Below are 25,247 nucleotides of genomic sequence, written 5' to 3' on the forward strand. Positions count from 1 at the left end.
GCCCGCCTGCCCGCTCCGGCCCGCCCGGCCCTCCCCGGCCCGCCCGCCCGCTCCGGCTCGCTCCGCCCGGCCGGGCGTACCCGGCGGGCGGTCAGCGGCCGGGGCGCTGCGTGCGCTGCCGGCGGCGCAGCACCACCAGGGCACCCAGCCCCATCGCGATCGCCATGCCGCCGGTGATCGCCATCGGCGCGGAGGAGGACCCGCCGCCCGTCGACGCCAGCCCGGAGGCCTGGTCCGGCACGGGGACGGGCACCGGCACCGGAGCGGCCGTGGTCGCCGGGCCGTTCGGTGCCGAGGCGGTGACCTGCGCGACGACCACCGCGGCCGCCGACGGCGCGGTCGGCACCGGAGCGGGGCTCGCCGGAGCGCTCGCCGTCCCGGTGGCGGTCGCGGTGGCGGAGGGCGTCGCAGACGCCGTGGGGGACGGCGTACCGGCGCCGCCCGGCGCCGCGATGCCGAACGGGACCGCCCGGCTGGACGTCGTGACGCCGAGCCCGCTGACCTCCGGCATGCTGTGCCCGGTGAGCAGCACGGACGCGGCGCCGACCGGGGCATCCTTGGCGAAGGCCAGCCGGACGTTGATCGTGCGGGACTCGCCGTCGTGCAGCTTCACGAGGTCGGCGTCCTTGCTGCCCGACGGGAGCCCCAGGATCAGCCTGCTCGTCGCCGGCTCCGGGAGGGGCCTGGCGGCCAGCCACTCGCCCTCCGGGGACTGGAACTCGAACCGGACCGCGTCGGCGGGCAGCGTGCTCCCGGCCTGGAGGGTGACCTCGGGGAGGACGCGGATGTCCTTGCCGCTGTGGTTGGCGAGGACCAGCTTGAAGCCCTTCGCCTCGCCGCCCGTGGTGAAGGAGGCGGGGACGCCCTCGACGCTCGGCTCGGCCGGGCCGGGAGCGGTCACCGGCGGGGTGCTGGGGCCGCCTACCGGGGCGATGGTGAAACGTCCGAACTCGCTGGCCGGGGTGGAGATCCGCTGCTCCGGGGGCAGCGTCGGGTCCGACACCACGGCCCGGAACCCGGCCGTGGCCGTGCCGCCGACGGCGCCGGCGGTGACGGCGAGACGCAGCCGGTAGGTGACCGAAGCCCCGGCCGGCACGCTGATCCTGGTGGCGAAGGTGTCCAGCTCCCACACCGCGCCGACCGTCTGGCCGGGGCTGAGCAGGGCGTTCTTCCACTGCGTGCCGCCGGGCGACTGGAACTCCAGCTTGAGCTGCGTCTCCTTGATGCCGGAGTTGACGTCGGCCAGGGTGAAGCCGGTCGTGGCGTCGACCGCGTGGTCGGCGGAGTTCTTCAGGGTCGCGGTGAACTCGACCGGCGCCGCACCGGCGGTGAAGGTGCCGGGCAGGCCGCTCAGCGTGATCGACACGGGCCCGTTCTGGGTCTGGGCGCCCAGGGTGCCCTGGGTGTGCCGGGCGATCGAGGGGGCGGCGAGCGCCGCCGGGGCGGCGGCGACGGCGGTGCCGGAGACCAGGGTGGCTGTGGCCGCCAGAGCGAGGAGACTGCGGTGCTGAGTGCGCAAGGGGACCTCACGGAGGAGAGCGGGCCGAGCCCGGCAGACGATGGGTCGCCTGGACTGAGAGGGAACCTCGTCGCAGGCCATGTCCGTCCCGCTGCTTCGCCCCCAAACCTCCAGCAACGGCGGCATCATATCCGAACGTGTGGACCATTCGTGAAGGAGTATCGGTCGCCGGGACGAACGCCGGGTGACGGCTGTCACGCCGCTCGCCGCACCCGGCCGCCGACCTCGATCAGGCCGCCGGGCCGGACGCCGGTGACGAGCTGGGAGCCGACGCCTTGAGTGATGATCAGGTCGCGCCCGAGCTCGGCCGTGAGCAGGATCGCGGCGGCGCCGGTGGCCTCGTCCTCGTCGATCCCGTCACCGCGGCCGGGGAAGGCGCGCGCCCGTACGGTGCCCGCCCGCTCGTCCTGCCAGGCCCAGGCGTAGATCCACTCCCCCGGCGGCGGGACGTCCAGCGCGTCCACCTCGGCGGCGGACCCGTACCGCCTCAGCGCGCGGCCCGGCGCCCAGGCGGCGCGGCCCTCGATGCGGGTGAACTCGCCGTCGCGGCGCACCCCGACGGCGCCGGCGGCGGTCACGAGCCGGTCCACGCCCAGCAGCCAGGCCGCACCGACGCAGGGGTGCCCGGCGAAGGGCAGGCGAAGGCTCGGCGTGTAGATGTCGATCACACCGCGCTCCGCGTCGTCGACGAAGACGGTCTCGCTGAAACCGAGCTGCCGGGCGACGGCCAGCCGGTCGGCCGCACCGGGAACGGCGGCGCCGTCGCGGACCACGCCGAGCGGGTTCCCGTGGCCGCCGTCGGGGCCGCAAAAGACCCGAAGGACCTCATAGTCAGTCATTCACCCACCCAACCACGGGTGGGGGCGCCGCCGGTATACGAGGTCGTGACGAAAACGTGGCGGCGATTGTCCGCGGGGTCCAGTACTGTGCCCACTCGTCCCCAAGGATTTCTTTCTCTCACCTCCCACAGGAATTGACTCCGTGAATCTCGACTTCACCGTTGACCCGCTTTTCTCCTGGTACGTCGTGCTGCTGGCCATCAGCGGCATCGCCATGGTCGTGCTCGGCGCCGTCAACGTCGGCGGCGGCCTGAGCGGCGGCTGGCGGGTCATCAACGTGATCGCCGGCATCGCGTTCGCCGGCTACGCGTACTACCTCGCGTTCGTCTTCGAGGGCGGTGAGTACCGGATGTTCTTCCAGGCGTTCATCCTCCCCGTGCTGCTGATCGCCAACGCCGTGAAGGCCCTGGTCGCCCGCAGCAACGCCCCGGCGGTCCCGCAACCGGCGGCCTACCAGGCCCCGTACGACCCGAACGCCGCGTACAACCCGAACGCGGCGCAGAACCCCTACGCCCAGCCCGCCCCGGCCCCGCAGGCGGCCCCGGTCGCCCAGCCGCCGGCCCCGCAGGCTCCCCCGGCCGGCTGACCGGCTCGCATCCCCACGCCGTCCGCCGGGCACCCGCCCGGCGGACGGCGGCGAGCGAGAGCAGCATTCACGGGCGGGGAATCTGCTGGCGCAGATTCCCCGCCCGTCACGCCAGCGCCTCCATCGCCGCACCGATCAGGGCCCGGGCCTGCTCACCGTGGACGGCCTGGTCGGCCAGTTCGGCGAAGGCCTGGGCGTAGAGGGCGATCTCGCTGGGCTGGGTGATGGTGAGGTAGCCGGAGACCAGTTCCACGTTGACCTGGACGGTGTCGTAGATCCAGAAGCCCTCGACCGGCATCCGGGAACGGCCCGGCCCCATGGCGACGATGCCGAGACTGACATGGGGCAGCGCGCCCACGGTCAGCAGGTGCGCCAGTTGCTCGCGCTGAACATCCCGGCTGCCGGGACCCGACCGCAGGACGGACTCCTCCAGGAGAACGGCGAACCGCCGGTCACCTTCGCGGAGGATCCGCTGCCGCTCCATCCGGACTTCCACAGCGGCGTCCACATCGTCCACCACGACCCGGCGCCGCTGCACGGCCCGCAGCACCGCGTCGGTGTAGGCCCGCGTCTGGAGCAACCCGGTCACCAGCCACGACGAATACGCCCGGAAGCGGCGCGTGCGCTCGTAGCGCGGTAGGACTGACTCCTGCACGCGCTTCAAACCGTCACGCTCGATGCGGCGCCATTCGACGAACATGCCCTCGACAGCCCGCAACGAGGCAATGAGATCCGAGGCCTGGTCATCGGCTCCGGAAACCCGACACCAAGCCAGAAGATCTGCCGGTGAAGGCACCGTCCGGGCATTCTCGATTCGGGACGTCTTGGACGGATGCCAGCCACAGAGCTGCGCGAGTTCCCGCCCGGTGATCCCCGCCTCCCGCCGGATCTCGCCGAGCCGATCGGCGAGATCCCGGCGCGCCTGCTGAACGCTTGACGATGCTGACAGAGTCATGGATCAGGTCGGCCGGTACTCCGAGTGGGGGACGGCGCGCAGCCAGACGGATTCGAATGCCCTGGCGTACAGCTCAACCAGAGCCGGGTCCGTGCAGACCTCCATGCCCGAGCCGGCCCACTGCCCGTCACCGCTGAAGTGATGGAGGATCAGCGTCTCGCTGTCCACTACCCAGCAGTCCAGAGCGGGCAACAACAGATCACGCGCTGTCGATCGAGGCAGCCAGCGCACCTGCTCACCTGCTGCGATATTCGTGAACGTGCCGTCGTACTCGTACTGGATGTAGTCACTGACAGGCTCCGACACGACGCGGGCCCGCCGCATCGAAACGCCTCGTCCGGTCGTCTCGGCCACGACATCGAGCCATGGCCGCCACCAGGATTCACGATCCTCCGGATCTTCCCGGTGCCCTCCCTGCCAGGAGATGAACGCCGGGTCGTCACGCATGTAGCTGTCACGCATCTCAAGGTGCACGGCCGACCGCCGGGCCTTGGCGAGCGCCTCACGAACCGCAGTGGCCACCGTTTGCTGTTGTAGTTGCGGACAGTTCGCGGATCTTCGTCGGGCTGCACAGTGGAGTTTCAATCATGGTGTCGCGGACGGCTCCCGAGGCATTCGGGCAGGACCGCGCGCTGTTCCGTGCTCTGGCCCGTGTGGCGGGCGTATGGGTGCAGGAAGCCACGTCAGTGCAGATCGTTAGCGCCACACTCCCGGACAAGACCCCGAACCTGGCTGCCTTCGCGGACCAGCCGGAGCCGGACTTGAACTCTCCCGAGATGCTTGCCGCCCAGGACGCACAGCACATGGAGGAGCTTGCCCGCCTGCGAGCCGACCCGAGCAAGCGCGTCACGGTATCGGCGCCGAAGCTCACGGACGACCAAGCCCAGCGGCTCCGCGACCGCCAGCAGCAGGCACGGGCACGGGCGCAGCAGTGATCACAGCAACCGGGGGTAGGGGGGTGTCCTCGCCATGGGGGTGCTGAGGAAGGGGGTGGTCTGTCTCGCCAACCTGTACCGGTGGCGTGGCCGGCCACCGCATCGTGAGCCATTGCTGACCGAGATAGCTGCGCGATTGGCAGAGATCGGGCTCAGGCGGTTACCGCTGCGCTGTGAGCGGTGCGACCACACGGGCCCGGTGGCTGGTCTCGTCCTGGCGTGGACGAAGCCGATCCGCAGCGGCGGCAGGCGCGAGCACGGGAATGTTCACGCGTCGTGCCTCGGGTGCTGGCGGGACACCGGGCGGACCGACGGCTTGCCCGTTCTGGAAGGTGCGAGGGTCCACCAGGGCCGGACACCGCAGTCAGACGCAGTGATCATCTGCATCTGAGGCAGGAGCTTCCGTGCGGCTGGCTGGGCAGGGCGCTGCGAAAGTTCCCGGCCGTGCCCGCCAGCGATCCCGGCCCCAGCTCGAAACACGCGCCCTGAGTGTGGGCCCGGACCCAGGGCGCCCCCCAGAGATCAACTGCGCTGTGGAGTAGGGATGCTGATGAAATCAACCCACGATAAAGGCCCCCGGTATGCACTCTTAACCATGCGGTCAAGGGCCGTAACGTCCCACGAACAGCAATGAGACCCCAGCGGATTCCCGCTGGGGTCTTTATGCATTTTGCGGTGCTACGCCTCCGGCGGCACGCTGTAACGGCTCAGAACTTCGTCCGCTGTGGACTTGTCCAGCAATCGGAGTTCCCAGGGGCCGGTGTTGACGTCAAATTCCTTGCCGAATCCGACCCACTTGCCAGCCATGCGGCGCCCGGTCGGATCGACCAGCAACTGAATGGCGCCGTGGTACCTCGCTCCCTGGTAGTAGCCATCCTGCGCGGTTTGCTCCACCCATGAGCCCGTCACAATGTTCCGATCAACAGTGAGATCGAACGACAGCGGTGAGTCGGGGTTGGACGACGCCCCGGGAAGGGAGCGGCCGGTGATCCGATTCCCCCGCTGAGACAGTACGACGTGGTGCAGGCCGGTGTACGTGTTCTCCCGGCTGCTGCTGAAGAACTCATAGTGGCTGATCCAGACCCCTGAGTAGTCCTCGCCCGTAGGGGTGGGTTCAGCCTGCACGGGCACGCCCGGTTCATTGATGGTCACGTCATGCCCTCCCGTACCGTCCACGCTGACTGCAAGTGACAGCTGTGGCGAGTCGAAGCCGAGGCGGTTCACGGAAAGCTTCGTGACTGCCTCAAGAGCCCGAACGTACACCGGGCGGGGGGCCTTGACATCTCCGGACTCCCAGCGCTGCACAAGGCGCTTGCTTGCGTCGTTGGGTTCCCCTCGGGCGACCCCCTCCTCCCTCAGGCGCTTCGCGAACTCGTCTTGACTCAGGCGAAGTCCGAGGCGTACGGCCCGCAGTGTCTCGTTCGGCGTCGTCATGCACTCCACGATAGAACCGGTTGCTGTTGTACGACACCGAAATGACGCCTTGCCAAGACGTCGGAGGGACGCCCTCGTGGCGTCGCAATGGTTCGACCTCCCAGGACACCATCAAGCCCTCCGTGGACACAGAGGAGCGGCAATGGCGAAGCGCAACCCGACCCCCGTACCGGACACTGCGGAGTCCTGCCGGTGCGAGTGCGGCAGGCCGGTCCAACTGACCGGCACCGTGACGGACACCGACGTACCCGACTGGGTGTGCGAGTGCAGGCGGTTCGGCATCGTGCTCCCGGCCGGCTACCAGGAGCGGCACCCCGACGAGCCGCCGGTCATGGTCTGCGGCCGGAAGAGGCAGGCACACCTGCCGGTAGCCGCGTGAACCCGTATGGACGGACAGCCCGAACCGGGCGGTGGCTGCGGCTGATCCTCACGCAGCCGATCACGGCCGTCCACGTCGCCTGGGGGGCCTACCTCCAATGGACTTGGCCCGTAACGCTGTTCAGCCCCTACCGGCGTGCTCTCGCGCACCGAATGAAGCTCCGCCGGCAGCTCGACAGTCGGCGCTACTAGCCCCCGTCCCGGCCGCAACGACCGTCCAAGGACTTGCGGTTGGGGCGGGCTCCACCCCCAGCGGTGGGCGTCCTCCCATTTCTACCGCTGGGCGACTCCGGGTCCCGCAGCCCGCGAGCCCGGCCCCGCCCGCCACGTACCCCCCGGCGCGACGGGCGGGGTCGACCCCCCGCTACGCCAGAGAGGCAAGACAGCGTGCCCCGCTTGAGACAACCGCCCCCTGAGCCGGTGGCACCGCCTCTCTACGACAGCGCGGAGACCTACCTCCTCGCGCCGGAGTTCGACCCGGACGAGAGCGCGGATGGCTGCCAGTGCCCCCGACGGGTCGACGGCGGATGCGTCGAAGACCTGGGGCTGCCGGGGTTGCAGGAACAGTTTCGCGATCGGTTCCGCCGCGTGTGGACCGTCCTGGGGCGGGAGCGCGTTGCCGACCCGCTGACCGGCAAGGTCCGAGCGACGACCATCCTCATCCGACGCACGGAGGCCGGCCGACCGGTCTTCAAGACCATTCGCTGTGCCGACCCGCTTGTGGTCGAGAACCGGTACGAGCAGAACCGCGACGGCCGCCCGCCGGCAAGCGCGAGACTCCCGTTCCAACCGGCCGCCCCCGTGGACAGCTAGTTGACGGAAACGATCTACAAGACTCCCGCTCCGGCCGGAAATCCCTGGCAGGCAGCCGACCGGAGCGGGCTCCGCAACACCGCACGACCCGGACACCAACCGGTGCCCAGGCTCCGCACGATGCGAGGAGACACCAGTATGACCACGCCTGAGCGTCCGCCCGGCGACACCGGCCCTGGGGCCCGCAACCTGCTGAACCCCGCGCAGTTCGACGGGACTGTCTTCACCGTCCTGGACAACAACCCCGGTATGGCCACAGACACGGCTGAGCGCATTGTTACCGAAGCGCTCAAGTTCGTTGCCACCGCCCGCACGTTCCCCACCGCGCGGGTCACTCCGTCCAACGTCGTGGACGAGGGGTGGCACGCGCTCATCCTGCACACCCATGTGTACGCCGAGCTGTGCGAAAAGCTCGGCGGGTTCGTCCACCACTACCCGGAGCGTCCCGACCCGGAGCGCCACGATGAGGCGGCCCTGGTGCGGACTGTCGCCCTGATCGAGGAGGCCGGGTACACGCCCGACCACGAACTGTGGACCGGCCCGACCCGCGCCCTGGTGTCCGTGGCCGCGAACTGTTCCCACACTCCGGTACCCGGTGGTTGCGGGCCGATCAACCCCGGAGGGTGCGCGTCGCACTGCAACGGGGGTGGCGGAGGCGGCGGAGGTGGTGGCGGCGCCCGCTAGCCTGGGCGCACCGAACTCCGAAAGGGCGGGAAACGTGGACGAGAACGAAGCCCAGCAGGTGGCCAACACCCTTCGGCGGCTGGGCATTCGGGGGATCGTCTCCCCCGAAGACCTCGACAATCCGAACGGCCGCTGGCGGGTGTACGACAGCGCCGATGCCACTACCCGGCGGGACATCACCGACGAAGCACTGACAGTCATTGCGGGCAGGTCCCAACAGGGCGGTCCGGCGCGAGGGTTCGTCGTTCCGCAGTCTCGCTGAGTCACCCATCGAAACGGCCCCGCCCCGGTTCGCCGGGGCGGGGCTACTCCGTCGTCCGATCCTTCACGTAGCTGCCGCGTCGCGCCACGGTGAAGGCGTACCCCTCGCGCCTGAGGTAGGCGATCGCGTTCCGGGCCGTGTTCCTGGCGACGCCGTACCGCTGGACAAGATCCGATTCGGATGGCACCGGGCGCCCGACCGCGAGAGAGCCGTTCTCAATATCCCTGATCAGGTCCGCTGCAATCTGCCTGTAGGGCGGATCGGGGGACTCGTAGTCGATCACGGAGGAAGCCATGGGGAGAAGCCTAAACAAACCTGACCGTCGCGCCACGCACCTATATGAGCCTGCTCATGGGCAGACGTACCTATACAAGCACGGTACTTTCGATGCAACAAAAACCCCGGCGACGGTTGCACCCGTCCCGGGGAGTGGCCCTAGCTTTGTGGAGCTAAGACATGACCCAGTTTATCGTTCTCGCGTTCCTATGGGTGCTGCGCCTGCTACTGCCGGCGTGCGGGGAGCACCGCGCCCCCGACGTTCAGGCGCCCCAGGGAGCGCGCTGCATCTGCGGGTGGCGCCGACCGTTCCCCGCTCACCTGCTCGTCCGCACCATGCCTCTTCCGGAGTTGCCCCGGCTGGTCCCCCTGTATCTCGAAGCGTGGGAGCAGGCTCCGGACGACGAGAAGGCGGCAGTCCGGAAGCGGCAGGCGATGGAACAGGCGGAACGCTGGGAGCAGACCCGACGGCGGGCGGCAGCCTTCGCGGCGCAGCTCGATCTGCCCGGCCCACTCCACTGGCTGGACGACGCGACCGACGCTCACCGGGTTCTCGCGGGGGTGGGTGCGTGATGGCCCGGAAGAAGACGATGAAGGCGTTCGTGTGCTGCCTCTGCGGGACGTCGACCGCTGACGGCAAGGTGATCGGCGTCGTGGACCGCGTGAGCGGCCCGTCCTACGTTCGTTGGGCGTGCCGGAGGCCCTGCGTCCCGCAGCAAGGCCGCTAGACCCTCACAGCCCCGTCCGGGTTCGCCTGGGCGGGGCATTCATTCAGCCTCTCTTACTACGGGAAGAGACAGCAGGCGAACGCCTGGCGCCACGCGGGCAGCCAGGCGCCCCTCGTGGTCGTCGTCCTCGCGAACCGCACCCTCCGGGTCTCGGTCGCCGACGACAGCCCCACCCTCCCCGAGCAGCGCACCTCCGCCGATCCCTACGAACTCTCGGGCCGCGGGATCCACTTGGTCCGCTCGCTCACCCACCGCTTCGGCGCCGACGCCCGCAAGGACGGCAAGGTCGTCTGGTTCGAGCTGGACGCCGCCGCATGACCCGCCACGCCCCGGTCGCACCGGACGACCCCCGGATGCGCGACTACACCGAACCCCAGGTCACCACCCTGCTCGCCGAACTCCACGAACTCGGACGCCCGTTCGGCATCGCCTGGGACTCGGCCGCCACCAACGGCAGCGTCGACGGCCGCGTCCTCATCGGCTTCGGCAACGCCCCCGTCGCCACCCTCCTCAACCTCCTCGGCCTCCTGCGCGCCGCCGCGAGCGCCGCCGAACGGGGTGACCCGTGGGCGTCCTGATCCCTCTCCTCACCCAGGCGATCCACACCGAGCGCACCACCGTCGCCTACCTCGCCGTGGAGACCGTTCCCGACGCCGCGCTCCAACTCCGCGTCGCCGTCGACCTCGACGTCAACGCCAGCCCCGGCGAGCACCTCGCCCTCCCGCTCACCCGCGACCAGGCCGACGAACTGCTTTACGCACTAGCCGCCCGTCTCGGCCGCCGCGTCATCGGCGTCCGGTGGTGAGGGCCGGCGGCACCGTCGACTTCCTCGTCGCCACCGCCTTCGTGCTCCTCCTCGCCCTCGCGCTCCTCACCGTCGTGCTCGGCGTGATCACCGCGCTCAGCGTGAACCGGCGCACCGAGGACGACTCCGAACGCGAGCGGCTGCCACGCTGACCCGCCCGGCGGCTGCCGCCCCAGCCGCCGCGGCCCCCACACGCCGGAAGTCGGCCCGTCCGACTCTCCACTCCATTGCAGAGTTGCCACCTCATCCGGGCAAGCGGAAGGCAGGGCCCCACGAGGGAGGCCCTGCCCGACAACCGCACCCAACGCCGGCTCAGCGCACGCGGCGCACCCACAGCGCGCAGAAGACCAGCAGCGCCGCCGTGGCCAGCATGCTCAGCCCGGTCTGCGTCCAGTGCATCATCCACTCGTCGGCCGGCGGGTGGTAGAGCGTGTAGAACCGGTCGATGGTGTCGTAGTGGGCCTGGCAGGCATCGCTGGGGCAGACGGCCGTCCCGTCCGGGAGGGTGCCGATCCAGTCGCTGTCGGCCGGGATCCGCAGGCCGTCACGGGTCAGGAAACCGTTCTCCACGATGTGCGATTCGAGCGGCGAGGACGTCGTCACCCGTCCGGTCTGGACCACGGACATCGGGCCGACCGCATCGGGCGCAGCCATCCGGACGCTCGCCAGCGCCTCCCGCGCCGGCGTCAGCAGGTACCGCCCGGAGTCCACCGCGAACCGTACGGCGACGGTCAGCACCGCCGTGACCACGATCGAGGCCACCACCCGCCGCACCACCAGTCCGACGGCGGCCCCGAGCGCGACGGAGAGCAGGCAGGACACGACCAGCGACGGCCCGGAGGCACTGCGGCTCATCCAGCTGAACCAGTGGTACAGGCCGGGGATGGAGAACCGCCCCTCGACCTGGTGGACGAACCGGGTCGAGACGACCGCGAGCAGGCTCGACCCCACCAGGGTCAGCAGCAGCGGCACGCCCAGCCGGGCCGCCAGCCAACGCTGCCGCGACACGGACTGCGTCCAGGCCAGCGCGTACGTCCCGGTCTCGAACTCCCGTGCCAGCAAAGGCGCCGCGTAGAAGACGCCGAAGGCGATCGGCAGGATCACCAGCAGCCAGCCGGTGATCATCACGGCGATGCCCCAGTGCGCGTCGAGCGTGATCGCCCGACTGGCCTCGCACTCCGCCGGGAAGTAGACGACGGTGCAGCCCTGGAGGCGCCATTCGGCTATCTGGTCGGCGATCCGGCTGTGCAGGTAGACCATCCAACCGCAGAGCAGCACCAGGACGGAACCGGCGATCAGAAGCGGCGTGCGGTCCTGGCGCAGGCCCAGCCAGGTGGTGCCGCTCAGCAGGCGACGCCCGGACGGGCGGCTCCGCGGCGGGGTGGCGAGGTCGGCGGTGCTCATCGGGCCGCCACCTCCTCGCGACCGGCGGTGTGCGCGCCGACCCCGGCCGGGGGCCGGCCCTGCGGGGCGGCGGTACGCAGATAGGCGATCAGAATCTCCTCCAGGTTCGGCCGGCTGACGTCCCAGCGCGGGTCGATCTCTCCGTGGGGCCTGAGCAGCGCGGTCGCCTGGCGGCCGGTGCGGCGCAGCTCGACGATCTCGTGGCGCGCCAGCTCGGCCGGGGTGCCGTCGGCGCCCTCGGTGGCGCCGACCACCAGGCGGTGGTCGTCCAGCAGGTCGTCGACGTCACCGCTGAGCCGGATCCGCCCGTCGCGCAGCACGGTGACGTGGTCGCAGACGCCGTCCAGCTCGGCGAGGACGTGCGAGGAGATGAGGATGGTCGTCCCGTGCTCCGCCGCCTCGGCCATCAGGATGCCGGTGAGTTCCTGGCGGGCCACCGGGTCGACGTCGGCGAGCGGCTCGTCGAGCATCAGCAGGTCGGGGCGCTTGCCGAGGACGAGCGCGAGGGCGACCCGGGTGCGCTGGCCGGCGGTGAGCGTGCCCACCCTGGCGTTCTGCGGGAGATCGCCCAGCCGGACGATCCGCTCCGCGATCTCCTGGTCCCAGCCCGGGTTGAGCTCCCGGCCGGCGCGCAGGGTCTCCGCGACGGTGAACCGCGGGTAGAGCGGCTTGTCCTGCCGCAGGTAGGCGGTGCGCCGCAGGGCGGCGGCTCCGCCCGGTCCGGTCCCGAACACCGCGACCGTTCCCTCGGTCGGCGCGAGGAGTCCGGCGGCGAGCGCCATCAGGGTGCTCTTGCCGGCGCCGTTCGGGCCGACGAGCGCGCAGACGCGGCCGGCCGGGAGCCGGAGTTCGCAGTCGCGCAGGGCCCAACGCCGGCGGTACTTCAGACCGAGGCCGGTCGCCTCCAGGGCGGGGGCGTCCTCGGTCGGTCGGTGCTCTGCTGCGGGGTGGTTCACCCGGACTCCTCGGGGGCCTCGGTGCTGGTGGGGTAGGCGCGGTCGAGGGCGGTGTCGACGAGAGCGGCGACGTCCTCGCGTTCCAGGCCCGCGTCCCGCGCCCGGGCGATCCAGTCGGCGAGGTCGACGCGCAGGACCGAGTCCTCGACGGTCGGCGGTTTGGCGAGGGACTTCCGGACGAAGGTCCCGACACCCCTCCTGCTCTCGACCAGGCCTTCGCGTTCGAGCTCGCGGTAGGCCTTGAGCACGGTGTTCGGATTGATCGCCGTCGCCTCCACCACCTCGCGGGCGGTGGGGAGTTGGTCACCGGGTTGGAGCACTCCGAGCCGCAGTGCCCGCTTCGTCTGCTCGATGATCTGCAGATACGGCGAGAGGCCGCCGCGACGGTCGATGAGGTACTCGACGATGACATCCACCTTTCCACTAGTTAACTAGTGGAATAGTGCACCTGAGATGATCGGCCGTCAACTCCGGACCGGACCGTCGCCCCCGCGAGCGGCCCTCCAGCCCCCTCGCACCGGAAGTCGGCCCGCCCGACTTCCCACTCCTGCGCAGGCGAACCTCCGGGGCACCCCCGAGACAAACCCCGAGGTCGGGTCCTCCTCACCGGGGACGAAGGCCAGGGTCGGGATCGCCGCCGAGGCTGAGGATCCGGGGGTGGAGGCGGCGGAGTATGGAAGTACGCCCTCCGGAGAGCCCGGACCGGGCGCCAGGAACACGGAGACCGCCATGAGCCGCCTCGCCCGCCCCCGCCACAACCGCGTCATCGCCGGCGTCTGCGCCGGGATCGCCGAGCGCTTCGGCCTGACCCCCTGGACCGTCCGGATCATCTTCCTCGCGTCCTGCCTGCTCCCTGGCCCGCAGTTCCTGATCTACCTGGCGCTCTGGCTGCTCCTCCCCCAGGAGCCGTGAGCCCCGGCGCCCCCACGCCCCCTACGCCTCCGGCGCCCAGCACCCACGCACCCACGGCCCCACGCACCTGAGTCCGAACGCCGAAACGGGCCGCCCGCGCCCCGGGATCACCGGGGTGCGGGCGGCCCGTCGGCCGTGGCGGGAGCGTCAGCCGCCGAGGCCGGGCAGCGGGAGGGCCTGGGTCAGGCCACCGACCGGGGTGCTGCCGAGACCCGGGATGCTCGGCACGCCGGCGCGGGGGGTGGCGTCCGCGGCCGGGGCCATCGCCTGGCCGGCGCTCGGGGTCAGGGTGCCGAGGGTGCCGGCGACCTTGTCACCGCCGGGCAGCTTGCTCGCGGTGTCGGTGACCGCGCCGGTCACGGCGGGGTTGGTCACCGCGCCGGTGGGAAGCCCGAGGCCACCCGCGGCGACCGGGTCGGCGGACGCGCTGCCGGCGCCGACCGCCGCGATGGCGAGCCCGAGCACGGCGGTGCCGGCGGCCTTGAGAGTGGCCTGCTTCATGTTCGTCCCCTTGGATCCTCGTCGGTGGCCGACATTCACGGCGGGGTAGCGGGTTCCGCCACCTCCGCCGGTCGGCGTTGACTGCCACACCGTAGTGATCGGATCGCACGGGGACCAAAGGCCGTTAACCCACACGAGTGGGTAGTCAGATGAACGCCAACACCCAGGGGTGACCAGGGCGTTCACCCGACCGACCGCACCGCCTCAGGAGGTCGCGCTGAACAGCCACTCCGCCTTGAGCTCGGCGTAGCCCGGCTTGATCACGTCGTTGATCATCGCCAGCCGCTCGTCGAACGGCAGGAACGCCGACTTCATCGCGTTCACGGTGAACCACTCCATGTCGCCCAGCGTGTAGCCGAACGCCTCCACCAGGTGCCCGAACTCGCGGCTCATGCTGGTGCCGCTCATCAGCCGGTTGTCGGTGTTGACCGTGACCCGGAACTTCAGCCGGCTGAGCAGCCCGATCGGGTGCTCGGCGTACGACGTGGCGGCCGCCGTCTGCAGGTTGGAGGTCGGGCACATCTCCAGCGGGACGCGCTTGTCGCGCACGTACGCGGCCAGCCGGCCCAGCTCGACGCTGCCGTCCTCGTTCACCGTGATGTCGTCGACGATCCGCACGCCGTGGCCGAGCCGGTCGGCGCCGCAGCACTGCAGGGCCTCCCAGATCGACGGCAGGCCGAAGGCCTCGCCCGCGTGGATGGTGAAGTGGTTGTTCTCGCCCTTGAGGTAGTCGAAGGCGGCCTGGTGGCGGGTGGGGGGGTACCCCGCCTCGGCACCGGCGATGTCGAAGCCGACCACGCCGCGGTCGCGGTGGCGGTTGGCCAGCTCGGCGATCTCCGAGGAGCGGGCCGCGTGCCGCATCGCGGTGATCAGGGTGCCGACGCGGATCCGGTGACCGGCCGCGCGGGCGTTCGCCTCGCCGAGGCGGAAGCCCTCGTTGACGGCGTCGACGACCTCGTCGAGGGTGAGGCCGGCCTCCAGGTGCTGCTCGGGGGCGTAGCGGACCTCGGCGTACACGACGCCGTCGGCGGCCAGGTCCTCGGCGCAGTCCGCGGCGACCTTGATCAGGGCCTCGCGGGTCTGCATCACGGCACAGGTGTGCGCGAAGGTCTCCAGGTAGCGGACCAGCGAGCCGGAGTCGGCGGCCTCGCGGAACCACTCGCCGAGTTCCTTCGGGTCGGTGGTGGGGAGGCCCTCGTAGCCGACCGCGGCGGCCAGCTCGACGATGGTCTCGGGCCGCAGCCCGCCGTCGAGGTGGTCGTGCAGGAGCACCTTCGGGGCGCGGGCGATCTGGTCGGGGGTGGGGATCCGGGGGCCGGTGCCCGCGGTGGTGACAGGGGTCTGGTTCTCCATTGCGGGAGTGTAGCTCCTACGCGCGTAGACAGGCCACACCCACGCGGCCGGTTCGGCCAATGTGCATCGGGAATTCCTCCGAAGGGCCGAGCGCGGCGCACGGGCGCGCGGCGCGCCGGGTCAGTCGTGCTGCAGCAGCCGCCCCCGGCGGGCCAGCACGAAGTCGCGGAACGCCGCCACCGGCGGGGTCGGCGGCCGGCCCGCCGCCCAGGCCAGGCCGATCGCCCGCCGGGTGCGCGGCGCCGTCACCTCCAGCTCGACCACCCCCGGCCGGGGCACCAGCGCGGGCGGCAGCAGCGCCACCCCGAGCCCGGCCGCGACCAGGCCGCGCAGCGTCTCGGCGTCCTCGCCCTCGAAGGCGAGCCGCGGCACGAACCCGGCCTCGGCGCAGAAGCCGTCGGTGATCGCGCGCAGCCCGTAGCCGCGCTCCAGCCCGACGAACGGGTCCCGGGCCACCTCGGCCAGCCGGATCCGGCGCCGCCCGGCCAGCCGGTGGTCGGCCGGCACCACCAGGTGCAGCCGCTGCTCGTCCAGCGGCCGGGCCACCAGCGCCGGGTCGTCCGGCACCGGCGAGACCAGGCAGAGGTCCAGCTCGCCGGCCAGCAACCGCTCCAGCATCGCGCCGACGTAGTCCTGCACCAGCTGGAACCGCACCTGCGGGTGCGCCGCCCGGAACCCCCGCAGCAGCGCCGGCACCGCGTCCGTCCCCATGGTGTGCAGGAAGCCGAAGACCACCCGCCCGGCCGCCGGGTCCGCCTCCGCCCGGGCCGCCTCCGCACCGCGTTCGACCTCGGCCAGCGCCCGCTCCACCGAGGCCAGCAGCAGCCGGCCGGCCCTGGTCAGCCGGACGGTGCGGCCCTGACGGGCCAGCAGGTCCACGCCCAGCTCGGCCTCCAGCCGGGCCACCGCCCGGGACAGCGTCGGCTGCGGCACGCCCAGCAGCGCGGCCGCCTGCGTCATGTGCTCCAGCCGGGCCACCGCCGCGAACTGCGCGAGCCGGGGCGCGAGTTGGACGGCCGGCAACTCCGGCCCCAGCTCCGCCGGCCGGTGCGGGCGATCGGCCTCGTCCGTGCTCTCCGCCACTCCCGCGCCATCCTCACCGCTTCGACCTGCACTCATACGTCTGCGCATCGATTCTCCCGCATTCATGCATTGGACGCATCAGAGCCGCCGGTCCTAACGTCGACGACATGCAGCCCGCCAGTACCGGGGCGTCCGCGACCGTGCCGGATGCCCTCACCAAGCCGTCCCCGCTCGCCACCGACGACGCCCGCCACCGCCCCGGGCAGCGCGCCTTCCGCCGCGCCAACCTGGCCCTCTTCGCCGCCGGCATCGCGACGTTCGTCCTCCTCTACTCCACCCAGGGCCTGCTGCCGGTCCTCTCGGCCGACCTCGACCTCACCCCCGGCCAGGCCAGCTGGACGGCCTCCGCCGCCACCCTCGGCCTCGCCCTCGCCCTGCTCCCGGCCAGCGCCCTCTCCGACCGGTACGGACGCACCGCGGTGATGACGGCCTCCGTGCTCGCCGCCTCCGCGCTCGCCCTGGCCCTGCCCTTCGCGCCGGACCTCACCACCCTCGTGGTGCTGCGCGTCCTCCAGGGCGCCGCCCTCGCCGGGCTCCCCGCCACCGCGATGGCGTACCTCGCCGAGGAGATCCACCCCAGCGCGCTGGCCTCCGCGATGGGGCTGTACGTGGCGGGCAACAGCATCGGCGGCATGGGCGGGCGGCTGATCTCCGGCTGGACGGCCGCCGGCTTCGGCTGGCGCTGGGGCCTGGCCGCCTCCGCCGCCCTCGCGCTGCTGGCCGCGCTCGCCTTCCGGCTGCTGATCCCGCCCGCCCGCCACTTCACACCCGCCCCGGTGGACGCCCGCGCGCTGGCCCGCACCGTCGGCCGCCACCTGGGCAACCCGCTGCTGGTCCGGCTGTACGCGCTCGGGCTGCTCTTCATGGCGGTGTTCGGCGCGGTCTACAACACCGTCGGCTACCGCCTGATCTCCGCGCCGTTCCACCTGCCGGAGTCGGTGGCGGCCTCGATCTTCGTGGTCTACCTGGTCGGCACCGGCACCTCGGCCGCCGCCGGGCGGCTCTCCGGCCGTCTCGGCCGACGCGGCGCGCTGTACGTGGCGATCGGCGTGACCACCGCCGGCCTGCTGCTCTCGCTCGCCGACTCGCTGCTCTGCGCGCTGCTCGGCCTGGTGCTGATCACCGCCGGGTTCTTCGCCGGCCACGCCACCGCGTCCTCCGCCGTCGGCCGCACCGCCACCGAGGGCCGCGCCCAGGCCTCCGCGCTGTACCTGATCGCCTACTACCTGGGCAACAGCCTCGGCGGCACGATCGGCGCCGACGCCTACCACTCCACCGGCTGGCCCGGCGCGGCGGCCGTCGGCCTCACCGCGATGACCCTCGCCGCCGGCGTCACCCTCTACGCCACCCGCCGTGCCCACACCACCCGCCGCGCGGCCGTCCCGGTGGGGCGCTGACGATCGGCTTCTCCCCGGCGGATACCTGACACAGGGTGTCGGGTATCCGCCGTAGCCTTCCTCGCGTCGCCCAGCCCGATCGAGCCTTCGACCGATCGACCGATCCGCCCAGAGGAAGAAGACGCCATGGCCAGCTACGTACTCGTCCCCGGCATGCTGCACGGCGCCTGGTGGTACCGGCCGCTCACCGAGGGGCTCCGCGCCGCCGGGCACGAGGTGTACCCGGTGACGCTGACCGGGGTCTCCGAGCGCGGGCACCTGAACAACGCGGTGGTCGACCTGGACACCCACGTGCAGGACGTGGTCGGGCTGCTGGAGGCGGAGCGGCTCACCGACGTGGTGCTGGTCGGGCACAGCTACGGCGGGATGGTCCTCTCCGGGGTCGCCGACCGGGTGCCGGAGCGGGTCGGGGCGCTGGTGTACGCGGACGCCTTCGTCCCCCGCGACGGCGAGTCGGCCTACCGGATCGTCAACGAGGTCTGGAAGCAGCGCTACCTGGCCGGCGCCGCGGCGGGCGGCGGTGTCACCGTGGTCGGCTCGAACCCCGCCCTCGACCCGCGCGCCACCGTCCACCCGGTGGCCAGCCTCCTCCAGCCGATCGCCCTCACCGGCGCGGCCGACGCCGTCACCCGCCGGGTCTACATCCACGCCGAGCGCTTCGAGGACAGCCCGCTGCTGGAGACCTTCGACCGCCTGCGCGACGACCCGGCCTGGACCGTGCACACCCTCCCGGTCGGCCACGACCTGATCCGCGAGGCCCCCGAGGAGTTCCTGAAGATCGCCCTCACGGCGGCCGGCTGAGCGACGGCGCGGCTGCCGGGGCCCGTCGATACACTCCGAGCATGAGCATCGATCCTGCTGTGTACGCCCGGTTGCGCGAGATCGCCGATCAGCTGCCGCAGATTCCCGGAATAGGGAAGGTCGAGATCGCTGACGGCGAGATCGTCATGATGATGTCCCCGGTGAAACGGCACGAGCTCGCCGTGATCCGCCTGGCCCGGCAACTGAACGCCCAGTTGCCGAACACCCACCCCGGCTACATCGCCCACGGTGGCGCGGATCTGGAGGACGTCGGACTGGGACGGCTGCGCAATCCCGACCTGATGGTGTTCCCCGAAGCCGCCCTGGACGACGAGGGACGAGCTCTGCTCCCCCACGAGATCCTGCTGGTGGCGGAGATCGTCTCGAAGTCGAACCCGGAGAACGACTACCACGGCAAGGTCCGCGACTACGCGGCCATGGGCATCCCGCTCTACCTGCTGGTCGACCCCCGCAAGGGCACCGGCATCGTCCACGACGGGCCCGGCTACCCGTCCCGCAGGGAGTTCGCCTTCGGCGACACCGTCACCGTCGGCCCGTGGACGCTGGACACCGGTGTCCTGCGCACGTACGCCTGAGCGGCCGCACGTGCGCAGGACGGCGGGTCACGCGATGCGGTCCAGCACGATCGGGTTCGGGGTGAACGCGGTGCCCGCCGGGGCGACCTCGATGCCGCCGGCCAGCGCCTCGATCGCGTACTCGTAGCGCTCGGGGGTGTCGGTGTGCAGGGTCAGCAGCGGCTGCCCGGCCACCACGGTGTCGCCGGGCTTGGCGTGCATCTCGACGCCGGCGCCGGCCTGCACCGGGTCCTCCTTGCGGGCCCGGCCGGCGCCCAGGCGCCAGGCGCAGACGCCCACCGCGTACGCGTCCAGCGCGGTGAGCACGCCCGAGGCCGGGGCCGGGATGACGTGCTGCTCGCGGGCGACCGGCAGCGGGGCGTCGACGTCGCCGCCCTGGGCGGAGATCATGCGGCGCCAGTGGTCCATCGCGGAGCCGTCGCGCAGCGCGTCGGCCGGGTCCTTGCCGTGCACGCCCGCCGCGGCGAGCATCTCGCGGGCCAGCGCCAGGGTGAGCTCGACGACGTCGGCCGGGCCGCCGCCGGCCAGCACCTCGACCGACTCGCGGACCTCCAGCGCGTTGCCGGCGGTGAGGCCGAGCGGGGTCGACATGTCGGTCAGCAGCGCGACGGTGTTGACGCCGGCCGCGGTGCCCAGGCCGACCATGGTGCGGGCCAGCTCGCGGGCGTTGTCCAGGTTCTTCATGAAGGCGCCGGAGCCGACCTTCACGTCCAGGACGAGGGCGCCGGTGCCCTCGGCGATCTTCTTGGACATGATCGAGGAGGCGATCAGCGGGATGGCCTCGACGGTGCCGGTGACGTCGCGCAGCGCGTACAGCTTCTTGTCGGCGGGGGCCAGACCGTCACCGGCGGCGCAGATGACGGCGCCGGCGTCGTGCAGCACCTTCATCATCTCGTCGTTGGAGAGCAGGGCGCGCCAGCCGGGGATCGACTCCAGCTTGTCCAGGGTGCCGCCGGTGTGGCCGAGGCCCCGGCCGGAGAGCTGCGGGACGGCGGCGCCGCAGGCGGCGACCAGCGGGGCGAGCGGCAGGGTGATCTTGTCGCCGACGCCACCGGTGGAGTGCTTGTCGCTGGTGGGCTGCGCGAGGGAGGAGAAGTCCATCCGGACGCCGGAGCGGATCATCGCGTCGGTCCAGCGGCTGATCTCGCGCGGGTTCATGCCGTTCAGCAGGATCGCCATGGCGAGGGCGGACATCTGCTCGTCGGCGACGTCGCCGCGGGTGTAGGCGTCGATGACCCAGTCGATCTGAGCGTCGCTCAGCTCTCCGCGGTCGCGCTTGGTCCTGATGACGGAGATGGCGTCCATGGCTGCTCCAAGAGGGGGTTCAAAATGCGAAGAGTGTCGCGAGCTGGCCGGATTGCGGCCCCACTCGCGACACTCTACGCGCGTAACAGAAACAAAGACTAGAGCCGCTCCGGCCCGAACGCGTCGGGCAGGACCTCGCTCATCGGCTTCACGCCGGACGGCAGCTCGACCAGCAGATCGGGCCCGCCGTGCTCGTACAGCAGCTGGCGGCAGCGGCCGCACGGCATCAGCAGACCGCCGCTGCCGTCCACACAGGTGAACGCGGTCAGCCGGCCGCCACCGGTGGCGTGCAGCATGGAGACCAGGCCGCACTCGGCGCAGAGCGCGAGTCCGTACGAGGCGTTCTCCACGTTGCAGCCGGTGACCACCCGACCGTCGTCCACCAGCGCGGCCGCGCCGACCGGGAACCTGCTGTACGGGGCGTAGGCGTGGGTCATCGCCTCGCGCGCCGCCGCCCGCAGTGCCTCCCAGTCGACCGCCGCCGCGGGGGCCGTCACTTGCCCTGGCCCTTGCGGTAGATCTGGCCGTCGGCCTTCGGCGGCCGCAGCCGCTGCGAGGCCAGCGAGAGCACCACCAGGGTGATCACGTACGGCGTCGCCACGATCAGCGGACGCTGCACCTCCTCGGTGGTGGCGTACCAGGCCGCCAGGCCGCCGGCCACCACGAAGGTGATCAGCGCGGCCGGGATCTTGCGGCGGTACAGGTTCCAGAGCGCCAGCAGGAACATCGCGATGGCGACCACCAGGATCAGCACGTGCACCGACTCCGGGTCACGCAGCTGGAGGCTGTCGGTGAAGCCGAACAGGCCGGCGCCCATGGCGAGGCCGCCCGGCATCCAGTTGCCGAAGATCATCGCCGCGAGGCCGATGAAGCCTCGGCCGTTGGTCTGGCCGTCCTTGTAGAAGTGCGCCGCGACCAGCGAGAGGTACGCGCCGCCGAGGCCCGCGAAGGCACCGGAGGTGATGACCGCGAGGTACTTGTACTTGTAGACGTTGACGCCCAGCGACTCGGCCGCCGTCGGGTTCTCGCCGCAGGAGCGCAGGCGCAGGCCGAACACGGTGCGCCAGAGGGCGAAGTAGCTGACCACGATCAGCGCGCCGGCCAGCAGCACGACCACCGAGATGTTGGTGACCAGACCGCCCAGCACGCCCGCGACGTCGGACACCAGGAACCAGTGGTGGGTCTCGATGTCCTTCAGCCCGGAGGAGAGCCCGGGGATGGTGATGTACGGCAGCGGATCGGCCGGCGGGGACTGGTTCGCCCCGGCGCCGACGGAGATGTAGTCCTTGTAGTAGATCCGGTTGACGTACGCGCAGATGCCGGGGATCAGCAGGTTGACGCCGACACCGGAGACGATGTGGTCGACGCCGAAGGTCACCGTGATGACGGCGTGCAGCAGACCGCCGAGCGCACCGCCGAGCATGCCGGCCACCAGGCCGAACCACGGGTTGACCAGGTAGCCGCCCCAGGCGCCGCAGAAGGTGCCGGCGACCATCATGCCTTCGAGGCCGATGTTGACCACGCCGGCCCGCTCGGACCAGAGACCGCCCAGACCGGCCATGCCGATCGGCACGGCGGCGCTGAGCGCGGCGGTGACCTGGCCGGAGGAGGTCAGCGAGTGGTTGCCGGTGGCCATGCCCACGGCGGAGAAGAGGACCAGGGCGCCCGCGATCAGCAGCAGCACCACCGGCCAGGACAACTTGCGCTTCTTGGCGGGAGCGCCCGGCGCCTTCGCGCGGGCAGCGGTGGCCGTGCTCATGCGGACACCTCCTTCTTCTCGTTGGCGGCAGCCTGGGCCGCGAGCTCGGCGCCGACCTTCTGCTGCTGGCGCTTGAGGCCGTAGCGGCGCACCAGCTCGTAGGCGACGACGACGCAGATGACGATGGTGCCCTGCATGACCGGGACGATCTCGAACGGGAAGCCGCCCTGGAGGGGCAGCTGCGAGCCGGTGGCGTCCAGGAAGGCGAACAGCAGCGCGGCGAAGGCCATGCCGATCGGGCTGTTGCGGCCGAGCAGGGCGACCGAGATGCCGAGGAAGCCGAGGCCGCCCTGGAAGCTCTGACCGAAGTTGTACGAGTTCTGCAGCAGCTCGGGCATGCCGATCAGACCGGCCAGCGCACCGGAGACCACCATCGAGGTGACGACCATGCGCTTGACGTTCACGCCGGAGGCGGTCGCGGCGGTCTCGGAGCGGCCGGTGGCGCGCAGGTCGAAGCCGAAGCGGGTGCGGGTCAGGGTGAACTGGAAGGCCACGCCGACCAGGATCGCGATGAAGAGGAAGCCGTAGAGCGGCCCGCCGTCGGTGTTGATCGCGAAGAAGTGGCTGGACTCCGAGACCGGGCTGGTCTGGATGGAGTTGCTGGTCGAGCTCTTCTCCGGCGCGAAGATGCCGGGGACGAGCAGCAGACCGACGATCGCCACCGCGATGGCGTTCAGCATGATGGTCGAGATGACCTCGCTGACGCCGCGGAAGACCTTCAGCAGACCGGCGATGCTCGCGTACAGGCCACCGACCAGCATGGCGGTGATCAGCAGCAGCGGGATCTGGATGAACGACGGCAGGTCGAGCCGGCTGCCGACGAACGCCGCGAACAGCGCCGCGACCTTGTACTGGCCCTCGACACCGATGTTGAAGAGGTTCATCCGGAAGCCGAAGGCGGCGGCCGCGGCGGCCAGGTAGTACGTGGTGGACCGGTTGAGGATGGCCACCTGGCCGTCCGACTTGGTGGCGTACGTGATCATCACGTTCCAGGCGTCGAACGGGTTCTTGCCCGAGGTCGCCAGGAGCACCGAACAGATCACGACGGAGAGCAGCACGGCGAGCACCGGCGCTGCGAGGGCGAGCACGATCTTCTCGCCGTCGAACCGCTGCGCCAGCTTGCTCTTGGCCGCGGGGTTGGGACTGGTCATGTGGCTACTCCCCCGCCTGCGGGTCGGCGGTGTCGGTGGGGGTGTCGGACGAGGTGGCGTCCTGGGCGGCGGCGTCCTCGGTGGAGCCGGTCCCGGCGGCCTCGGCCTCGGTGCCCTCCGCGGTGACCGCGTGGAACTCCTCGACGGCCTCGGGCTCGGACTCGATGTGGCCGCGGGCGGCACCGGTCATCGCGGTACCCAGGTCCTCGGCGGTGACCGTGGCCGGGTCGGCGTCGGCCACCAGACGGCCGCGGTAGATCACCCGGATGGTGTCGGAGAGGCCGATCAGCTCGTCCAGGTCGGCGGAGATCAGCAGCACCGCGAGACCGGCCCGCTGGGCGGTCCGGATGTGCTCCCAGATCTGCGCCTGCGCGCCGACGTCCACCCCGCGGGTGGGGTGGGCGGCGATCAGCAGCTTGGGGTCGTGGCTCATCTCGCGGCCGATGATCAGCTTCTGCTGGTTGCCGCCGGAGAGCGACGCCGCGGTGACCTCGATGCCGGGGGTGCGGACGTCGTACTCGTCGACGATCCGCTGGGTGTCCTTGCGGGCACCGGCCGGGTCGAGCAGCAGGCCCTTGGAGTTCGGGCTCTCGGTGACGTGACCGAGGATCCGGTTCTCCCAGAGCGGGGCCTCCAGCAGCAGGCCGTGGCGGTGGCGGTCCTCGGGGATGTAGCCGATGCCGGCCTCGCGGCGGCTGCGGGTGAGCGAGCCGGAGAGGTCCTTGCCGTCCAGTGTGACGGCGCCGCCGTCCAGCGGCAGCATGCCCATGATGGCCTCGACCAGCTCGGCCTGGCCGTTGCCCTCGACACCGGCGATGCCGAGGATCTCGCCCTTGTGGATCCGCAGCGAGATGTCGTCGAGCACCACGCGCTCGATGCCCTCGGCGTCGGTCTTGGCGATCCGCAGGTCCCGGACGTCGAGCATCTCGGTGGTGGTGACGGTCGACTCGCGGCTCCCCGGGGAGGGCAGCTCGGCGCCGACCATCAGCTCGGCCAGCTGGCGCGCGGTGACGTTCGCCGGGTCGGCGTCGCCGACCGTGGTGCCGCGCCGGATGACGCTGATCGCGTCCGCCACCGACAGCACCTCGTGCAGCTTGTGCGAGATGAAGATGACGGTGACGCCCTCGGCCTTGAGCTCGCGCAGGTTGCCGAAGAGCGCCTCGACCTCCTGCGGGACGAGCACCGCGGTGGGCTCGTCGAGGATCAGGATCTTGGCGCCGCGGTAGAGCACCTTGAGGATCTCGACCCGCTGGCGGTCGGCCACGCCGAGGTCCTCGACCAGCGCGCCCGGGCGCACGCCCAGGCCGTACTGGTCGGAGATCTCCTTGATCTTCGCCTTCGCCTTGGCCCCGATGCCGTGGAGCTTCTCGCCGCCGAGGACGACGTTCTCCCAGACGGTGAGGTTGTCGGCGAGCATGAAGTGCTGGTGCACCATGCCGATGCCGCGCGAGATGGCGTCACCCGGGGTGTTGAACTCGCACTGCTCGCCGTTGATCGCGATGGTGCCCTCGTCCGGCTTCTGCATGCCGTAGAGGATCTTCATCAGCGTCGACTTGCCGGCGCCGTTCTCACCCATGAGGGCGTGCACGGTGCCGGTGCGGACGGTGAGGTTGATGTCGTGGTTGGCCACGACGCCGGGGAAGCGCTTGGTGATGCCGCGCAGTTCGACGGCCGGTGTCGCCGTCCCCGCGCTGGGGGTACCGCCCTTGCTGAGGGCGGGGTCGGATGCGGTGATGGCGATCTCCTGGTGGTCTGGAGGCGCGTCGTTGCGCTGGAGGGCCAAGAAAAAACGGTGGGGTACGGGACGGGGCCCGG

General features: G+C 71.4%; 31 protein-coding genes and 1 pseudogene. 15 read left to right on the forward strand and 17 right to left on the reverse strand.

Going from position 1 to position 25,247, the window contains the following annotated elements; translation table 11 throughout:
* Positions 1 to 91: 91 nt before the first annotated feature.
* Together OG618_RS15480 and OG618_RS15485 are read right to left on the reverse strand one after the other, a co-directional pair.
* The gene (locus OG618_RS15480) at positions 92 to 1,519 is read right to left on the reverse strand and encodes a hypothetical protein (RefSeq protein WP_329487988.1); all 1,428 of its coding nucleotides are present in this window, start codon (positions 1,517 to 1,519) and stop codon (positions 92 to 94) included.
* Positions 1,520 to 1,713: 194 nt separating this feature from the next.
* Entirely contained in the window at positions 1,714 to 2,358 is a 645-nt protein-coding gene (locus OG618_RS15485; RefSeq protein WP_329487989.1) for a PhzF family phenazine biosynthesis protein, read from the reverse strand.
* 142 nt (positions 2,359 to 2,500) lie between these two features.
* Here OG618_RS15485 and OG618_RS15490 point away from each other — a divergent pair, with 142 nt between their 5' ends.
* Complete coding sequence (locus tag OG618_RS15490; protein WP_329487990.1) at positions 2,501 to 2,944, forward strand: hypothetical protein; 444 nt, start codon at positions 2,501 to 2,503, stop codon at positions 2,942 to 2,944.
* Positions 2,945 to 3,050: 106 nt separating this feature from the next.
* Here the strand turns inward: OG618_RS15490 and OG618_RS15495 are convergent, their stop codons facing one another.
* Both OG618_RS15495 and OG618_RS15500 read right to left on the reverse strand, forming a co-directional pair.
* The gene (locus OG618_RS15495) at positions 3,051 to 3,899 is read right to left on the reverse strand and encodes a helix-turn-helix domain-containing protein (protein WP_329487991.1); all 849 of its coding nucleotides are present in this window, start codon (positions 3,897 to 3,899) and stop codon (positions 3,051 to 3,053) included.
* 3 nt (positions 3,900 to 3,902) lie between these two features.
* The gene (locus OG618_RS15500; protein WP_329487992.1) at positions 3,903 to 4,421 is read right to left on the reverse strand and encodes a DUF6879 family protein; all 519 of its coding nucleotides are present in this window, start codon (positions 4,419 to 4,421) and stop codon (positions 3,903 to 3,905) included.
* Between the two features lie 65 nt (positions 4,422 to 4,486).
* Here OG618_RS15500 and OG618_RS15505 point away from each other — a divergent pair, with 65 nt between their 5' ends.
* A complete protein-coding gene (locus OG618_RS15505) occupies positions 4,487 to 4,834 on the forward strand; it encodes a hypothetical protein (protein WP_329487993.1) in 348 nt (115 codons plus the stop codon).
* A gap of 678 nt (positions 4,835 to 5,512) precedes the next feature.
* Here the strand turns inward: OG618_RS15505 and OG618_RS15510 are convergent.
* Entirely contained in the window at positions 5,513 to 6,268 is a 756-nt protein-coding gene (locus tag OG618_RS15510) for a helix-turn-helix domain-containing protein (protein WP_329487994.1), read from the reverse strand.
* Positions 6,269 to 6,410: 142 nt separating this feature from the next.
* Here OG618_RS15510 and OG618_RS15515 point away from each other — a divergent pair, with 142 nt between their 5' ends.
* The 4 genes from OG618_RS15515 (at position 6,411) to OG618_RS15530 (ending at position 8,405) form a co-directional block, all read left to right on the forward strand.
* Positions 6,411 to 6,647 carry a hypothetical protein gene (locus OG618_RS15515; protein WP_329487995.1) on the forward strand — a complete coding sequence of 79 codons (237 nt, stop codon included), beginning with the start codon at positions 6,411 to 6,413 and terminating at the stop codon, positions 6,645 to 6,647.
* Positions 6,648 to 7,066: 419 nt separating this feature from the next.
* Positions 7,067 to 7,459, forward strand: a complete 393-nt coding sequence (locus OG618_RS15520) for a hypothetical protein (RefSeq protein WP_329487996.1) — start codon at positions 7,067 to 7,069, stop codon at positions 7,457 to 7,459.
* 138 nt (positions 7,460 to 7,597) lie between these two features.
* Positions 7,598 to 8,143, forward strand: a complete 546-nt coding sequence (locus OG618_RS15525) for a glycine-rich domain-containing protein (protein ID WP_329487997.1) — start codon at positions 7,598 to 7,600, stop codon at positions 8,141 to 8,143.
* Between the two features lie 34 nt (positions 8,144 to 8,177).
* Positions 8,178 to 8,405: a hypothetical protein gene (locus OG618_RS15530; RefSeq protein WP_329487998.1), complete on the forward strand. Its 228-nt coding sequence runs from the start codon at positions 8,178 to 8,180 to the stop codon at positions 8,403 to 8,405.
* A 43-nt stretch (positions 8,406 to 8,448) separates the two neighbouring features.
* Here the strand turns inward: OG618_RS15530 and OG618_RS15535 are convergent, their stop codons facing one another.
* Positions 8,449 to 8,700, reverse strand: a complete 252-nt coding sequence (locus OG618_RS15535) for a winged helix-turn-helix domain-containing protein (protein WP_329487999.1) — start codon at positions 8,698 to 8,700, stop codon at positions 8,449 to 8,451.
* Between the two features lie 161 nt (positions 8,701 to 8,861).
* On the opposite strand from OG618_RS15535, the gene OG618_RS15540 reads away from it, so the two are divergent.
* The 5 genes and pseudogenes from OG618_RS15540 (at position 8,862) to OG618_RS15560 (ending at position 10,366) form a co-directional block, all read left to right on the forward strand.
* Positions 8,862 to 9,254 carry a hypothetical protein gene (locus OG618_RS15540; protein WP_329488000.1) on the forward strand — a complete coding sequence of 131 codons (393 nt, stop codon included), beginning with the start codon at positions 8,862 to 8,864 and terminating at the stop codon, positions 9,252 to 9,254.
* A gap of 242 nt (positions 9,255 to 9,496) precedes the next feature.
* Positions 9,497 to 9,727 (forward strand): annotated as a pseudogene (locus tag OG618_RS15545) (ATP-binding protein); the annotation flags it as partial.
* Positions 9,724 to 9,987, forward strand: a complete 264-nt coding sequence (locus OG618_RS15550) for a hypothetical protein (RefSeq protein ID WP_329488002.1) — start codon at positions 9,724 to 9,726, stop codon at positions 9,985 to 9,987. The pseudogene OG618_RS15545 and the gene OG618_RS15550, both read left to right, overlap by 4 nt.
* On the forward strand, positions 9,975 to 10,214 hold the full coding sequence (locus OG618_RS15555) for a hypothetical protein (RefSeq protein ID WP_329488003.1): 240 nt from the start codon (positions 9,975 to 9,977) through the stop codon (positions 10,212 to 10,214). Before OG618_RS15550 ends, OG618_RS15555 begins: the two co-directional genes overlap by 13 nt.
* Complete coding sequence (locus OG618_RS15560; protein ID WP_329488004.1) at positions 10,208 to 10,366, forward strand: hypothetical protein; 159 nt, start codon at positions 10,208 to 10,210, stop codon at positions 10,364 to 10,366. Before OG618_RS15555 ends, OG618_RS15560 begins: the two co-directional genes overlap by 7 nt.
* A gap of 160 nt (positions 10,367 to 10,526) precedes the next feature.
* On the opposite strand, the gene OG618_RS15565 is transcribed toward OG618_RS15560, so the two are convergent.
* The 3 genes from OG618_RS15565 to OG618_RS15575 are packed head-to-tail and all read right to left on the reverse strand — an operon-like array spanning position 10,527 to position 12,981.
* The gene (locus OG618_RS15565; protein ID WP_329488005.1) at positions 10,527 to 11,618 is read right to left on the reverse strand and encodes a hypothetical protein; all 1,092 of its coding nucleotides are present in this window, start codon (positions 11,616 to 11,618) and stop codon (positions 10,527 to 10,529) included.
* Entirely contained in the window at positions 11,615 to 12,574 is a 960-nt protein-coding gene (locus tag OG618_RS15570; RefSeq protein WP_329488006.1) for an ABC transporter ATP-binding protein, read from the reverse strand. The genes OG618_RS15565 and OG618_RS15570 overlap by 4 nt, the downstream gene beginning before the upstream one ends.
* Positions 12,571 to 12,981 (reverse strand): GntR family transcriptional regulator, encoded by a 411-nt coding sequence (locus tag OG618_RS15575; RefSeq protein WP_329492127.1) that lies wholly within the window; start codon positions 12,979 to 12,981, stop codon positions 12,571 to 12,573. The genes OG618_RS15570 and OG618_RS15575 overlap by 4 nt, the downstream gene beginning before the upstream one ends.
* 322 nt (positions 12,982 to 13,303) lie before the next feature.
* Here OG618_RS15575 and OG618_RS15580 point away from each other — a divergent pair, with 322 nt between their 5' ends.
* Positions 13,304 to 13,486 carry a PspC domain-containing protein gene (locus tag OG618_RS15580; protein ID WP_329488007.1) on the forward strand — a complete coding sequence of 61 codons (183 nt, stop codon included), beginning with the start codon at positions 13,304 to 13,306 and terminating at the stop codon, positions 13,484 to 13,486.
* A gap of 147 nt (positions 13,487 to 13,633) precedes the next feature.
* Here OG618_RS15580 and OG618_RS15585 read toward each other — a convergent pair whose 3' ends face one another.
* From OG618_RS15585 to OG618_RS15595, 3 genes are all read right to left on the reverse strand, one after another.
* A complete protein-coding gene (locus OG618_RS15585) occupies positions 13,634 to 13,987 on the reverse strand; it encodes a hypothetical protein (protein ID WP_329488008.1) in 354 nt (117 codons plus the stop codon).
* 204 nt (positions 13,988 to 14,191) lie between these two features.
* Positions 14,192 to 15,340 carry an adenosine deaminase gene (locus OG618_RS15590; protein ID WP_329488009.1) on the reverse strand — a complete coding sequence of 383 codons (1,149 nt, stop codon included), beginning with the start codon at positions 15,338 to 15,340 and terminating at the stop codon, positions 14,192 to 14,194.
* A gap of 120 nt (positions 15,341 to 15,460) precedes the next feature.
* Complete coding sequence (locus OG618_RS15595) at positions 15,461 to 16,423, reverse strand: LysR family transcriptional regulator (protein ID WP_442906800.1); 963 nt, start codon at positions 16,421 to 16,423, stop codon at positions 15,461 to 15,463.
* Between the two features lie 107 nt (positions 16,424 to 16,530).
* On the opposite strand from OG618_RS15595, the gene OG618_RS15600 reads away from it, so the two are divergent.
* The 3 genes from OG618_RS15600 (at position 16,531) to OG618_RS15610 (ending at position 19,217) form a co-directional block, all read left to right on the forward strand.
* Positions 16,531 to 17,820 (forward strand): MFS transporter, encoded by a 1,290-nt coding sequence (locus OG618_RS15600; protein WP_329488010.1) that lies wholly within the window; start codon positions 16,531 to 16,533, stop codon positions 17,818 to 17,820.
* Positions 17,821 to 17,946: 126 nt separating this feature from the next.
* A complete protein-coding gene (locus OG618_RS15605) occupies positions 17,947 to 18,621 on the forward strand; it encodes an alpha/beta fold hydrolase (RefSeq protein ID WP_329488011.1) in 675 nt (224 codons plus the stop codon).
* Positions 18,622 to 18,662: 41 nt separating this feature from the next.
* Positions 18,663 to 19,217: a Uma2 family endonuclease gene (locus OG618_RS15610; RefSeq protein WP_329488012.1), complete on the forward strand. Its 555-nt coding sequence runs from the start codon at positions 18,663 to 18,665 to the stop codon at positions 19,215 to 19,217.
* Between the two features lie 27 nt (positions 19,218 to 19,244).
* On the opposite strand, the gene OG618_RS15615 is transcribed toward OG618_RS15610, so the two are convergent.
* From OG618_RS15615 to OG618_RS15635, 5 genes are all read right to left on the reverse strand, one after another.
* Entirely contained in the window at positions 19,245 to 20,522 is a 1,278-nt protein-coding gene (locus tag OG618_RS15615) for a thymidine phosphorylase (RefSeq protein ID WP_329488013.1), read from the reverse strand.
* Between the two features lie 98 nt (positions 20,523 to 20,620).
* The gene (locus OG618_RS15620) at positions 20,621 to 21,019 is read right to left on the reverse strand and encodes a cytidine deaminase (RefSeq protein ID WP_329488014.1); all 399 of its coding nucleotides are present in this window, start codon (positions 21,017 to 21,019) and stop codon (positions 20,621 to 20,623) included.
* Entirely contained in the window at positions 21,016 to 22,281 is a 1,266-nt protein-coding gene (locus tag OG618_RS15625; RefSeq protein ID WP_329488015.1) for an ABC transporter permease, read from the reverse strand. The genes OG618_RS15620 and OG618_RS15625 overlap by 4 nt, the downstream gene beginning before the upstream one ends.
* The gene (locus OG618_RS15630) at positions 22,278 to 23,432 is read right to left on the reverse strand and encodes an ABC transporter permease (RefSeq protein ID WP_329488016.1); all 1,155 of its coding nucleotides are present in this window, start codon (positions 23,430 to 23,432) and stop codon (positions 22,278 to 22,280) included. Before OG618_RS15630 ends, OG618_RS15625 begins: the two co-directional genes overlap by 4 nt.
* A gap of 4 nt (positions 23,433 to 23,436) precedes the next feature.
* Positions 23,437 to 25,008, reverse strand: a complete 1,572-nt coding sequence (locus tag OG618_RS15635; RefSeq protein WP_442906944.1) for an ABC transporter ATP-binding protein — start codon at positions 25,006 to 25,008, stop codon at positions 23,437 to 23,439.
* Positions 25,009 to 25,247: the final 239 nt, after the last annotated feature.

It is taken from the genome of Kitasatospora sp. NBC_01246, from assembly GCF_036226505.1.
In the GTDB taxonomy this organism is placed as follows: Bacteria; Actinomycetota; Actinomycetes; order Streptomycetales; family Streptomycetaceae; genus Kitasatospora.